The sequence below is a fragment of the Pseudoduganella sp. RAF53_2 genome, assembly GCF_052113985.1.
Lineage (GTDB): Bacteria > Pseudomonadota > Gammaproteobacteria > Burkholderiales > Burkholderiaceae_D > Rugamonas.
Window position 1 is genome coordinate 1 of the sequence record NZ_JBFRDW010000234.1, and the last position, 13,765, is coordinate 13,765.

Annotated in this window: 9 protein-coding genes; 5 read left to right on the forward strand and 4 right to left on the reverse strand. The window is 61.5% G+C overall.

Translation table 11 applies throughout. The features are described from left to right. The 3 genes from AB4Z11_RS15165 to AB4Z11_RS15175 all read left to right on the forward strand — a co-directional run. Window positions 1-528 (forward strand): TonB-dependent receptor domain-containing protein (locus AB4Z11_RS15165; protein ID WP_442026078.1); only part of this gene is annotated, 528 nt, incomplete at its 5' end. 476 nt (window positions 529-1,004) lie between these two features. Continuing rightward, entirely contained in the window at window positions 1,005-3,890 is a 2,886-nt protein-coding gene (locus tag AB4Z11_RS15170; RefSeq protein ID WP_442026079.1) for a TonB-dependent receptor domain-containing protein, read from the forward strand. 122 nt (window positions 3,891-4,012) lie between these two features. Beyond that, entirely contained in the window at window positions 4,013-4,273 is a 261-nt protein-coding gene (locus AB4Z11_RS15175) for a hypothetical protein (protein WP_442026080.1), read from the forward strand. A 7-nt stretch (window positions 4,274-4,280) separates the two neighbouring features. Here the strand turns inward: AB4Z11_RS15175 and AB4Z11_RS15180 are convergent, their stop codons facing one another. Both AB4Z11_RS15180 and aroG read right to left on the reverse strand, forming a co-directional pair. Continuing rightward, the gene (locus AB4Z11_RS15180) at window positions 4,281-5,561 is read right to left on the reverse strand and encodes an aspartyl/asparaginyl beta-hydroxylase domain-containing protein (RefSeq protein WP_442026081.1); all 1,281 of its coding nucleotides are present in this window, start codon (window positions 5,559-5,561) and stop codon (window positions 4,281-4,283) included. Window positions 5,562-5,605: 44 nt separating this feature from the next. Then, complete coding sequence (gene aroG, locus AB4Z11_RS15185) at window positions 5,606-6,664, reverse strand: 3-deoxy-7-phosphoheptulonate synthase AroG (RefSeq protein ID WP_442026082.1); 1,059 nt, start codon at window positions 6,662-6,664, stop codon at window positions 5,606-5,608. A gap of 340 nt (window positions 6,665-7,004) precedes the next feature. Between aroG and AB4Z11_RS15190 the strand changes: the two genes are divergently transcribed. Both AB4Z11_RS15190 and AB4Z11_RS15195 read left to right on the forward strand, forming a co-directional pair. Next, window positions 7,005-9,860 (forward strand): TonB-dependent receptor, encoded by a 2,856-nt coding sequence (locus tag AB4Z11_RS15190; protein WP_442026083.1) that lies wholly within the window; start codon window positions 7,005-7,007, stop codon window positions 9,858-9,860. 197 nt (window positions 9,861-10,057) lie between these two features. Beyond that, complete coding sequence (locus AB4Z11_RS15195) at window positions 10,058-12,691, forward strand: TonB-dependent receptor domain-containing protein (protein WP_442026084.1); 2,634 nt, start codon at window positions 10,058-10,060, stop codon at window positions 12,689-12,691. Here AB4Z11_RS15195 and AB4Z11_RS15200 read toward each other — a convergent pair. Together AB4Z11_RS15200 and AB4Z11_RS15205 are read right to left on the reverse strand one after the other, a co-directional pair. After that, window positions 12,679-12,867, reverse strand: a complete 189-nt coding sequence (locus AB4Z11_RS15200; RefSeq protein WP_442026085.1) for a hypothetical protein — start codon at window positions 12,865-12,867, stop codon at window positions 12,679-12,681. The two genes, AB4Z11_RS15195 and AB4Z11_RS15200, sit on opposite strands and share 13 nt — an antisense overlap. After that, a partial coding sequence (locus AB4Z11_RS15205) for a PepSY-associated TM helix domain-containing protein (RefSeq protein ID WP_442026086.1) occupies window positions 12,864-13,765 on the reverse strand: 902 nt, incomplete at its 5' end. The genes AB4Z11_RS15205 and AB4Z11_RS15200, both read right to left, overlap by 4 nt.

Genomic DNA, 13,765 nt, shown 5'->3' on the forward strand with positions numbered 1-13,765 from the left:
GTGGACGTGGATGTGAAACAGCGTCTGCGTCTGGGTCAATACGGTAAGGCCACCATCGGCATGACGTGGACCCACATCGCTTCCTGGCYGCGTGCGGAATCGGATACCCTGCAGTACCAGTTCGCCGGCACCCACGGCAACTGCGATACGTCGAACTGCGCCGGTACCCCGAAGAACAAGATCAACCTGACCGCTTCCTGGGACATCAGCAAGTTCAACTTCACCGCTACCGCCAACTACCGCGACAGCATGAAGAACATCAAGTTTGAAGGCGACCTGTGCGCCAACAAACTGGCTGATGGCACCGATGCACCGAACGGCTGCAAACTGGCTTCGTTCACCACGGTTGACCTGTCGACCCGCTGGAACTTCAGCAAACAGCTGACCCTGTTCGCTTCGGTATCCAACCTGTTCGACAAGATCGCTCCGCTGGACCCGCTGACCTACGGTGGCATTTCCTTCAACCCGATGGACGGTTCGGGCGCGATTGGCCGCTACTTCAAAGCAGGTGCGCAGTACAAGTTCTAAGCCCTCTGATTTGAGCTGAAGTTCGCTCGGAAAGGCGGTGAGAAATCACCGCCTTTTTTTATTTCCCATAGGAACCAAACGTCATCAAAAGTGTCGCGCGGAAGTCACACCCATTTGGCTAGTTTGCCGAATTAATAAATTGATTTTCGTCAAAGTACCGAACTATTCACCAGTGGAAAGTTCTTTCATATGCCTGTCATATTGGCCAATTTGTATTCAATTTAGCTAAACACCACGCCAACTCCTGCGATATCGCACGCAACTCCCCCAATCCCTGCGGCTCGCCCTGAAGTGAAACTTCAACATTGACACTATGAACACACGGATGATTTCATACCGTATGGAAAAAACGTTGCTGTTCTTTTCATTGGCGTCCTGCATGGACATCAACTTTAAACAGGACGGTATGGCGGCGATCAGCCCTCATCCGGCTTGATCTAAAAAGGGAGTAAAAAAATATGATGGTGGAATCGATTTTGTCCCGCTCTGTACGCCTGATTTGCGCAGGCGGCATGGCGCTGGGCGTATCGGCTGCGTTCGCACAAGATGCGAGCCAGGCGATGCAGAAGGTGGAAGTTACCGGTTCGCGCATCCCGAGCGCAAACCTGGAAGGCGTGTCCCCGATCACGGTGATGACCGCTAAAGAGATCAAGATGGATGGCGTGCGTTCGGTAGAAAACCTGCTGAACAACATGCCGCAGGTGTTTGCTGACCAGGGCGGTACCATTTCCAATGGTTCCTCCGGTACTGCAACCGTCAACCTGCGTAACTTCGGCRCCGACCGCACCCTGGTGCTGGTCAACGGCCGTCGTCTGCCGGCCGGTTCGCCGTCCAATACCGCAGCTGACTTGAACCAGATCCCAGCACCGCTGATCAAGAAAGTTGAAATCCTGACCGGTGGCGCAGGCGCCGTGTACGGTTCCGATGCAGTGGCCGGTGTGGTCAACTTCATCCTGCAGGACAACTACCAGGGCGTGCAGATCGAGGCCAATGAGTCCTTCTACAACCACGGCCAGCACAGCGACGCAGGCCAGGCTGCCAACAATGCCCGTAACTTCGCGCTGCCAGGCGACAAATTCGCTGACGGCCGCATCAAGGATGCCAACCTGCTGATCGGTGGCAACTTCGACGAAAACCGCGGTAACGCCACCGTCTTCTTCAACTACAAGAAAGAAGACGCCCTGCTGCAATCCGAGCGCGACTTCTCCGCTTGCTCGTTCGGCGGCTTCACCTCCGGCAATACCCTGAAGTGCGGCGGTTCCGGTACCTCCTACCCGGGCCGCTTCCTGGTGGCTGGTGGCCAGAAGACCGTTGCTGACGCAAACGGCGGCGTACGTAACTACGTTGCTGCGACCGACCAGTACAACTTCGGTCCGCTGAACTACTTCCAGCGTCCTTCCGAGCGTTATGGCTTCAACGCCCAGGCGCACTACCAGGTCAACGAACACACCCGCATCTACACCGAAGCATCGTTCCACGATGACCACACCGTGGCTCAGATCGCTCCGTCCGGCCTGTTCGGTTTCGACGCATCCGGTCCTAACGCCATCCACTACGAGAACCCATTCCTGTCGCAGCAGTGGAAAGACGCCCTGGGCCTGAAGAACCCGGGCGACACCGCTGACGCCATCATCTTCCGCCGTAACGTGGAAGGCGGCGGCCGCCAGGATGACATCCGTCACACCTCCTACCGCGGCGTGATCGGCGTCAAGGGCGAGATCGGCAACTGGAACTACGACGCATTCGGCCAACTGGGCCGCGTGCTGTACGCAGAGAACTACTTCAACGACTTCTCCAACGTGCGCATCGGCCGCTCGCTGGATGCGGTGACCAACTCGGCCGGCCAGATCGTCTGCCGCTCCGTGGTCGACGGCACCGACCCGAACTGCGTACCGTACAACATCTGGTCGCTGGGCAAAGTATCGCCTGACGCGCTGACGTATCTGCAGACCCCGGGCTTCAAGCGTGGCTCGACCCACCAGTCCGTGCTGGGCTTCAACGCCGGTACCGACCTGGGCAACTACGGCATCAAACTGCCAACCGCTGAAAACGGCGTGGCATTCAACCTGGGCTTCGAGCACCGCACCGAGAAGCTGAGCCTGGCAACCGACCAGGAATTCGACACCGGTGACCTGGCTGGCCAGGGCGGCCCAACCCACGGCGTGGAAGGCCAATACTCGGTGAAGGACTACTTCGTCGAAACCCGCGTTCCGCTGATTGAGCACAAGCCATGGGCTGAACTGCTGTCCGCTAACCTGTCCTACCGTCGTTCGGACTACTCCACCGACCAGAAGACCAACTCCTACGGTATCGGTACCGAGTGGAAGCCGATGGAACTGTTCGGCATGCGCGCGTCCTACCAGCGTTCGGCTCGTGCAGCAAACGTGGTTGAACTGTTCACTCCACAAGGTATCGGTCTGTACGACAACGATAAAGATCCTTGCGCAGGCGCGACCCCGTCCGCATCCTTCGCTCAGTGCGCGAAGACCGGCGTGACCGCGGCACAGTACGGCCACATCGACGACAGCCCGGCTGGCCAGTACAACGCCCTGTTCGGTGGTAACAAGAACCTGGCTCCGGAAATCGGCAAGTCCTACACCGTTGGTCTGGTGCTGACCCCAGCGAAGAACCTGTCCCTGTCCCTGGACTACTTCAACATGAAGGTCACCGGTGTGATCGCTGGCGCGCCAGCTACCACCACCCTGAACCAGTGCTTGCTGACCGGCGATCCGAAGTTCTGCTCGCTGATCACTCGTGACCGTCTGGGCACCCTGTGGGCCCTGCCGACCGCGCAGATCGTTGCGACCAACCAGAACCTGGGTATGCGCAAGACCTCCGGCCTGGACGTTATCGCCAACTACCGCATGAAGGCGCCTAACAACCTGGGCTCGCTGGACTTCAACCTGACCGGCACCTGGCTGAAAGAGTTCAAGCAGGAAGACGTACCTGGTACCGGCGAGTACGATTGCGCCGGCCTGTTCGGCCCATCCTGCGGCACTCCGCTGCCTAAGTGGCGTCACAAGGCCCGTGCTTCGTGGCAGACCCCATGGGCCGTGGATCTGGCTCTGACCTGGCGTTACATCAAGAAGGTCAACCTGTCCTCGACCAGCGACAACCCGATCCTGGCCGGCGATTCGGAGCCAGCTGACCGCGTGTTCGGTTCCCGCAACTACTTCGACCTGGCTGCGAGCTACAACATCAACAAGATCTTCACCGTGCGCGGTGGCGTCAACAACCTGTTCGACAAAGATCCTCCAGTTGGTGGCGTGACCTCCAGCACTTTCGGCAACGGCAACACCTTCCCACAGGTGTACGATGCTCTGGGCCGCCGCGTGTTCATGAACGTGACCGCGAAGTTCTAAGCCTTAGCGCTGTGAACGACAAAAAACCTCGCCCGCTGGGCGAGGTTTTTTTTTGATTGATTTTCACACTGCACGGTCGTAAGCTGGCCATGCAAATTTAATAAGAAAGGGACTTTATGGAAATGAAAAGTGTATGCGCCCTGCTGGGCGCCCTGGCGCTGACCGCCTGCGCCGCCAGCCAGGAGCCAATTGTCACCGAGGCGGATATTCAGAACGCCAAGCAGATGCAGGCGATTCAGGCCAAGCAGACAACGCTGACCGGCAGCCGTATTCCTGGCCGCATGACCTCGGAACAGATGCTGCGCTCGACCGGCCAGCAGGACTTCCGCGATTCGACGGAAGTCAAATCAATCGGCAATACCCTGCACGCTAACGGCCAGTAAGCGCGTATCAGAGGCCGAAGCCTGCGCTTTCGGCCGAATAAGCCCGCATGCCTTCACTGAGCGCACTGATCATGGTGCGCTCAGCTTCACTCAGATGCGGGTGCCAGACATCGAAAATCAGTACCACGCGCAGCTCATCGCTTCGGTTCCAGGCTTCGTGCTCGATGGTGTCATCGAATACCCACGCCTTGCCCGGCACCCACTCCCGCGTTTCATTCCCCACCCGGAAGCCGCAATGCGGCGGCACGATCAGAGGCAGATGCACCACCAGGCGTGAATTGGACACGCCGCAGTGCGGCGGAATATGCGTGCCAGGCCTTAGCAGGGAAAACATGGCGGACGGCGTCCGGCCCGTCTGGCGCGGCTGTGGCGCCCCGCCCAGTGCCGCCATGGTGACCGGGCAGCGCGCGGCATTGGCTGGCGACAGCACGCCGTCCTTGATCAGGTGGAAGGCGCTCCAGCGCGGCGACTTGTTCAGCTCGGCCCACTGCGCCAGCGGCATATCGTCCGCATAATTCAGATAAGGTTCGAAACCATTGTCCTCGGCCAGCACGGCCAGGAATTCCTTGCGGATCGCATCGGTCTGCGCCTCGACCGCATCCAGCCAGGGAAAGTCTTCGCGCGCGAAAAAGCTCAGCGGCAGCAGGCCGGGGTAATGGTATTGCGCCGATTGCGATTCGAAGCGGCGCTTGCGGCCGAACATGATGTCCAGCGAATCCTGGAAGCGGCCCAGGTTACCGCCGCCCAGCGAGGCGATATGCGGCGCCAGGAAGGTTTCGAGATAGGTGCTGAAGTCGCGATCGTAATGCTCACGGAAAGCCAGCGCCTTCTGCAGCAGCGGCCGCAGATTGGGATGCAGCTGTTCCAGCGGCGGCGCCACACGGGCCGCCGCGCCATAGGCTTGGGCCGCGGCGTGCGTCTTCTTCTGGCGTTCGTACAGGGCGCCGCGCAGCAGCAGCGCCAGCAAGTCCTGCGGATCGCGCTTCAACGCGCCGCTCAGGGCGGCATCCTCGCCCGCCTCGTCGCCCTGCTGCTGGCAGACCACGGCCAGGTTGATCCATTGCTGCAGATCGCTGCCATCCGCCTGTACCAGGCGTTCCAGCAGGCTGCGCGCCTCCTTTAAGTCCTGGCGGCGGAAAGCCCGCTGCGACATGGCCAATAAGGCGCGGGGATGATTGGGGTCGAGGGCAAGAATGCGGGTCCAAATCTGGCCTGCGCGCTCGTCCTGTCCGGACTGGATGGCGCGCAGCACCTCGGCTTCAAGCGCCGCAATCTCCCTGGTCTCCAATTTTTCTCCTTATATACAATCGATACACTTCGTTACTAAGGACTTTATTCGCCTTTCAGACGGCGCTGACGCACCGCTTCGGCCAGACCTTCCAGCACCTGCACGCTGGCATCCCAGTCGATGCAGCCGTCGGTGATCGACTGGCCATAGGTCAGTTCCTTGCCCGGCACCAGATCCTGGCGGCCGAACACGAGGTGCGATTCCACCATCACGCCCACGATACGGGTGTCGCCACCGGCCACCTGCCCCGCGATGTCGGCACATACCGGCACCTGGTTTTCCGGCTTCTTCGAGCTGTTGGCGTGCGACGCATCGATCATCAGGCGCGCCGCCAGGCCCTGGCCGGCGATCGCCTTGGCCGCGTCTTCCACGCTGGCCGCGTCGTAATTCGGCACCTTGCCGCCGCGCAGAATGATGTGGCAATCCTCATTGCCATTGGTGGACACGATGGCCGAGTGGCCGCCCTTGGTCACCGACAGGAAGTGGTGCGGCTGCGAGGCGGCCTTGATCGCTTCCACCGCGATCTTGGTGTTGCCGTCCGTGCCGTTCTTGAAGCCCACCGGGCAGGACAGGCCGGACGCCAGCTCGCGGTGCACCTGCGATTCCGTGGTGCGCGCCCCGATCGCGCCCCAGGAAATCAGATCGGCAATGTACTGCGGGCTGATCACGTCCAGAAATTCGGTGCCGGCCGGCAGACCCAGCTCGTTGATGTCGCGCAGCAACTCGCGCGCCATGCGCAGCCCGTCGTTGATGCGGAAACTGTTGTCCATGTACGGGTCGTTGATCAGGCCTTTCCAGCCCACCGTGGTGCGCGGCTTCTCGAAGTACACGCGCATCACGATTTCCAGGTCGTCCTTCAGACGCTCGCGCATCTGCACCAGGCGGCGCGCATACTCCATCGCCGCTTTCGGGTCGTGGATCGAGCACGGGCCGATCACCACCATCAGGCGATCATCCTGGCCGTGCAGGATGCGATGCAAAGCGACGCGCGCGCTGGACGCGGTCTGGGAAGCAGCCTCGGTGCAAGGGAACTCGCGGATCAAATGCGAGGGCGGCGTCAGTTCCTTCATTTCGCGGATGCGCAAATCGTCGGTGCGTTGCATATTGAATCTCCTGGGGATGGGTAAAAAAAAACCGCCATCTCTGGCGGTTTTTGGTATTTGCTGGGATCTCGTTTTTGCTGCTACGTGAACCGGCCGCTACTCCACCGCCTGAGGGTTGGAATGGCTAAAGTAAAAGTGGCCGGTAAAGAAAACGAAGCGCTGCATGGTCGAAAGATCCATTAATTTCGAACCACTATAGCAACAGATCGCAGCCTTTGCAAGCGAGGTTGATCGACGGAATTGTGTCGCGCACATACGACGGAATTCATACTCGGCTTTGCAAATTGGCATATAACGGCAGCTCTCGCATGAAAACACATTAACTTTCCTGGAGATTGCCATGCACCGAATGCGCCCCTTACCGGGCGTACTGCGACGAGCTTTTCCTCTTGCAGTCACGCCCCTTCTGCTGTCCACCTTCGCCGCACAAGCCCAGACCATGGGCCCCGATCAAAGCCAGCCAATCCAGCGTGTCGAAATCACCGGCTCCAACATCCGCCGGGCGCAGGCCGAAACGTCCAATCCCGTGCAGACCCTGAACCGCGCCGACATCGAGAAGTCGGGCAAGACCACGGTCGCCGAGCTGCTGCAAACGCTGGCGGTGGATAACCAGGGCTCCGTGCCGACCACCTTCGGCAACGGCTTCGCGGCGGGCGCCTCCGGCATCTCGCTGCGCGGCCTCGGTTCCGCCTCGACCCTGGTGCTGCTGAACGGCCGCCGCATCGCGCCTTACGGCCTGGCGGACGATGGCCAGAAAGTGTTTGCCGACCTGAACATCATTCCGACCGAAGCGGTGGACCGGGTTGAAGTGCTGAAGGGCGGCGCCTCCGCCATTTACGGCTCGGACGCCATTGCCGGCGTGGTCAACGTCATCCTGCGCAAGGATTATGTGGGCACGGCGATCCGCGCCAGCCAGGGCATCTCGCAGGAGCGCGATGGCGGCGATTCGCGCGTGTCGATCACGCATGGCTTCGGTGACCTCGACAAGGACCGCTATAACGCCCTGTTCAGCATCGAGTTCGGCAAGAAGAACGAGGTGTGGAACCGCGACCGCGACGACCGCGGTCCGGTGGGCCGCGCCGACCTGCGCGACTTCGGCTTCAGCGCCCAGGAAGCGCTGGGCGGCACCGGCGCCATCACCACCAACAATGCGGCCGGCAGTTCAGTCAACGGCAATGTGCGCAACCCGGCCACGCTCGACTACTACAGCCGCGGCAATCCGGCCGGCGCCGGCTTCACCCGCTTCTTCCCCGGCGCGGCCTGCTCCAACTTCACCAATCATCCGCAGGGCGATCCTGGTGGCGGCTGCCTGATCGACTCGACCCAGCAATACAGCCAGATCCAGCCGCGCCAGCGCACGCTGAATCTGTTCGGCCGCTTCACCTACCAGATCAATCCGGACTGGCAGACTTATTTCGAAGTGAATGGCTACCGCAGCAACTCGAAGTCGTCCACCACGCCCTCCACCATCAGCGCCAACGAAGGCTATCCGGGCGGCCCGGTCAGCAATGCCGGCGTGTCGCTGGGCGCGGCGCATCCGGACAATCCCTACTATGGCACGGCCGCACGGCTGCGCTACCTGGCCTGGGACATCGGCCCGCGCGTGAGCGAAATCGAATCGACCTTCACCCGCGCGGTGGCGGGCGTGAAAGGCAGTGCATACGGTTGGGACATCGACAGCGCCCTGCTCTTCTCGGAGAACAAGGTGAGCAACGACCGCGATGGCTATATCCAGCGCGACGTTGCCTTCGCCCTGCTGAACCCATCGGCCGCCAACGTGGCCGCGGCGATGAACAATCCGCTGTATGCCGGCCTGCCGCCTGGCAGCTACTGGCGCATCGGCGAGAACGCGGGTCTGAACTCGCGTGCGATTTACGAAGCCCTGTCGCCGACGATCTCGAACGACGCCCACACCCGCATCGCGCAGATCGACTTCAAGGCTTCGCGCGAATTCGGCAAGCTGCCTGGCGGTGCGCTGGGCCTGGCGGTAGGCGGTGAATTCCGCCACGAATCGACCGAGCTGCAGCCAACCGCCGGCACGGAGCGCGGCAACATCATTGGCCTGGGCTACTCCGCGTATGAAGGCAGCCGCAATGCTTCGGCCCTGTATGCCGAGCTGCTGGCGCCGGTGCTGAGTTCCGTGGAGCTGTCCGGCGCGCTGCGCTATGACCACTTCACCGACGTCGGCAATTCGTATACGCCGAAGGTCGGCTTGAAATGGACGCCGATAAATAACTTCGCCGTACGCGCCAACTTCGAACGCGGCTTCCGCGCGCCAAGCGCCGCGGAGAACGGCCGCGGCGGCCTGGCGGCCTTCTCCACAGCTGCCGATCCGCTGCGCTGCGCACTGGGCGTGGCGGCGGCCTGCAACCCTGCCTCGATTGCCGTCATCACCTCGCCGAATCCCGACCTGTCGCCGGAACGTTCGAAGAGCTATTCGGTGGGCGTGCTGTGGGACCCGCTGCCGCGTACCAGCCTGTCGGTGGACCTGTGGGAGATCAAGCGCAAGAACGAGATCAACCAGCAGCAGGTTGATGCCGCAATCGCAGCCGGCAATGTGGCACGCGATCCATCGACCGCCACCAGCATTCCTGGCGACCCTGGCGCCATCACGGCGGTGCTGGCGAAATACGTGAACTCGGCCTCGACCAAGGTGCGCGGCATCGACCTGGATGCGCGCCGCACCTGGGGCCTGGGCAGCTACGGCAACCTGGCCACCGACATCAAGTGGACCCACCTGTTCAAGTGGGTGCGCACCGAGCAGGACGGCACGTCGCGCGATTTTGCCGGCACGCATGGCAACTGCGACGTCACCAACTGCATGGGCACGCCGGATGATCGCATCAACCTCTCGGCCAGCTGGGAACGCAGCCAATGGAAGGTCACCGGCACGGTCAACYATCGGGCCAAATTCGACAACACTCTGTTCAAGGATGACCCGGATGGCTGCGCCAGCCACTTCGCCGATGGCCGCGATGCACCGAACGGTTGCCGCATCGCCTCCTTCACCACGGTGGACCTGACGGCACGCTATCGCATCAATCCGAAGCTGGAACTGTTTGGCACCATCCAGAACCTGTTCGACAAAGAGCCCCCGCTCGATCCGCTGACCTATGGCGCAGCAGGCTACAACCCGCTCGATTACAGCGGGGCCATCGGACGCTACTTCAACGTCGGACTGCGCTACCAGTTCTGATCACAACCCGAGGCAACAGCAGGTGGCAGGCACATCGTGCCTGCCACCAGGGTCACGCCGGTTTTTGACGCTTCGTTACAACACCGATCATATTATTTTCTAGACAATTGTTTTATATCAATTAGACTCTATGCAACCCATTGCACTGTCGTGGAACAGTGCTTGGCCGATCCACACTCACCATGGAGAGTCTGTTGATGAACTTACGCGTATGTGTGCTGTCCGCCTGGGGCCTGCTGGCCACCCTGCCCGCCCTGGCTCAAGAAATCCCTCCTGAAGAAAAAATGATCCGTGTTGAAATCACGGGTTCCTCGATCAAGCGGCTAGTGTCCGAGACATCCCAGCCGCTTTCCGTTTTCAAGGCCGAAGAATTCACCAAGCAAGGCCTGACCACTGCCCAGGAAGTGCTGGACCGCATCCCGTCCAACCAGACCAGCATGGGCGCGGGCAATACCGTTGGCGGTAACTCCAGCGGTCTGCCGACCGGCGGCCAGGCCGTCGCCGACTTGYGCGGCCTGGGCGGCGACAAGACCCTGGTGCTGCTGAACGGCCGCCGCATCGCCAACCACCCGTATGACGGCGCCAGCGTCGACCTGAACATCATCCCCGTGGCCGCGCTGGAACGCGTGGAAGTGCTGCGCGACGGCGCCTCCGCGATTTACGGCACCGACGCCATCGGCGGCGTGATCAACTTCATCACGCGCCGTTCCGTTACCGGCACCACGGTGACGGCGGAAGGCGTGATTCCCGAGCACAGCGGCGGCAAGGAAAAGCGCGCCAACATCATCAGCGGCATTGGCAATCTGGATGCCGATGGCTGGAATGCATTTGGCGTGATCGATTACCACAAGCAGGATGTGCTGACCTCGCAGCAGCGTCCCTTCTCCGCCACCGGCATCATTCCCGATCACGGGGTGAACGAAACCTCGGGCACCACCTTCCCCGGCAATTACTTCGACCCGACTTCAGGCGCCACCGGCAATCCCGGTTTCGCCAAAGGCTGCGACCAGCCCTTCTCGGTACCGCGCGCCAGCAATGGCACCTGCCGCCAGGACTACACGCGCCTGATCGACGACCTGCCGGAACAGGAACAGGTTGCCTTCTTCGRCCGCGCCGCCATGAAGTTCGGCGAGCACACGGCCAGCCTGGAATACCTGCATTCGCAAAACAAGGTGATGTCGCGCACCGCGCCGCCACCCCAGACGGATCTGATCCTGCCGAAGTCCAGCCCCTACTATCCGGGCAATTCGGGCGGCGTGCCTGCGCAGCCGGGCCTGTCCGGTGATCCGCTGTCGGTGAACTGGCGTCCGACCGAAGCGGGCCAGCGCCAGATCAATTCCAAAGGCCAGGCCGATCGCCTCGTCGGCGCACTGGAAGGCCTGGTGGCAGGCTGGGATTACAAGGCGGGCCTGAGCCACTCCATCAGCAAATCGGAAGAGAACTTCACCGGCGGCTATGTGCAGGATGCGGGCTTCGCGGCCGGCGTCTTCAACGGCATCCTGAATCCATTCGGCTTGCAGAACGATGCGGGCAAGGCCTACCTCGCCAGCGTGGCGCTGCGCGGCCGCGTGCAGGATGCGAAGAACACCACCACCGCCTTCGACGCCAAAGCCAGCCGCGATCTGATGCAGCTGGCGGGTGGCCCGCTGGCTGTGGCAGTCGGCACCGAGATCCGCCACGAGAAGGCGGACTTCAACGTGAACCGCGATATCGCAGGGCAAGCCGCCAGCTCCGGCCTTTCCGGGTCGCTGTCGAAAAACGGCTCGCGCAATATCCAGGCAGTGTTTGGCGAATTGAGCGTACCGGTCATCAAGGACCTCGACATCCAGGCCGCCGTGCGCTGGGACCACTACAACGATGTGGGCAGCACCACCAATCCGAAACTGGGCCTGCGCTACCAGCCTAACCAGACCGTTGTCCTGCGCGGTTCGGCCAGCACGGGCTTCCGCGCGCCGACCCTGTTCGAGAAGAACGCGCCGCAGTCCAAGAACGACACCAGCAATTCGTACAACGATCCGATCCTGTGCCCGAACGGCGTGCCGCAGCCAGGCGCCAATCCGCTGCGCGATTGCGATCTGCAGCAGTTCAAACTGCAGGGCGGTAATGCGAACCTGAGTCCGGAAAAGTCGACCACCTTCTCCTTCGGTGCCGTGATTGCGCCAATCCAGAACGTGACGCTGGCCGTCGACTACTGGAACATCCACCTGCGCGACAAGATCTCCTCGCTGCCGGAGCAAACCATTTACGGCGACTACGAGAAATACAAGGCGCGCTTCCTGCGTAATCCGGATGGTTCGCCATATGCAATCCTGGACCTGAACGAGAACCTGGGCAAGGTGCACACCGATGGTCTCGACATCAGCCTGACTGCCAATAGCGGCCGTACCGACTATGGCAACTTCGCCTTCACGCTGGACGGCACCTGGGTGCACAAGTACGAGTACCAGAACGAGCGCGATGGTGAGTTCATCCAGAACGTCGCCCGCTACGGCGACAATGCGCCGGTGTTCCGCTGGAAGCACAACGCTTCCCTCACCTGGAAGTACAGCACCTGGTCGGCCACGCTGTCGCAGACCTTCCGCACCGGCTACGACGACCAGAACCTGGTTGATCCGCAACACTTCAACAAGGTGTCGTCCTATCAGCTGTGGAATTTGTCGACGACCTATACCGGCTTCAAAGGCTTCAGCCTGACCGCCGGCATCAAGAATCTGTTCGACAAAGATCCGCCGTTCACCAATCAGGGCACGGTGTTCCAGAAGGGTTACGATCCGCGTTTCACCGATCCGATCGGCCGCGCGCTCTACCTGCGCGGCAGCTACACCTTCTGATCACGGCGCGGCCTRCGCAAGCCATACCAGGCGCAGGCCGCGACCGGTATGCCAAGGGCGACGGCGGAGACGCCGTCCCACACGCCATCGCCCAGCAGGGCCGCAATCAGTCCCACCATCGTCAGCAAGCCCATCGCCAGAGGTGCGCCCCACAAGCGCAGGAAGGCTGCGTTCATGCCGCCTCCGCTGCGATCGCGCTGTTCGTTGCGGGCACACTCACGCCACGTTTCAGCCACAGATACAGGCCGCTGCCCAGCACGATGATCGTTGCCAGATCGAGCATCGCCCACAGGAACTGCATCCATCCACCGCCGTAATCGCCGAAATGCAGCGGCTGCGAAATCAGCAGCGCGGTCAGATACCACGGCAGCTCGCGGCTGTCCGTGATCTGCGCGGTTTGCGCATCGACCAGCACCGGCTTGTACAAGCGCGAAGTCAGGGCCGTGTCGCCGCGCAGGAAGATGCCGTAGTGGTGGGCACTGGAGTAAGGCGTGCCGGGGAAGGCGACAAAGCCGATCTTCATGCCCGGCTCACGCGCCAGGGCACGCGCCATCGAATCCTGCATAGACCCCAGTTCCTTCAACTGCGGCGCGTTCCTGTACGGTGCGACCATGTCCGCCATCTCGGTGGATTGCCAATACTTCAGCATCAGATCGGCCCAGGTATTGACCATGCCCGTCGCGCCAACCACGAAGGTCCACACCAGCGTGACGATGCCCAGCAGATTATGCAAGTCCAGCCACTTCAGGCGCGGCGCACGCCCGCGGCGCACGGTGCCGAAATCCAGCTTGCGCATGAAAGGCGCGTACAGCACCACACCGGACACGATGGCCACCAGCAGCAGCAAGCCCATGAAACCGAGAAACAGCTTGCCCCACAAGCCCGAGTACAAATCCACGTGCAGGTGGAACATCACGCTCATGAAGCTGCCTTCGAACTTCGGCTGCGCCAGCACTTGCGCCGTGCGCGCATCCACCGCCACCGACAYATAATCCGGATCGACCGGATTGGCGCCCAGCGTCAGATTCCAGATATTCGGCTCGTCCGCTTCCTGCGACATGTACATCATTATCT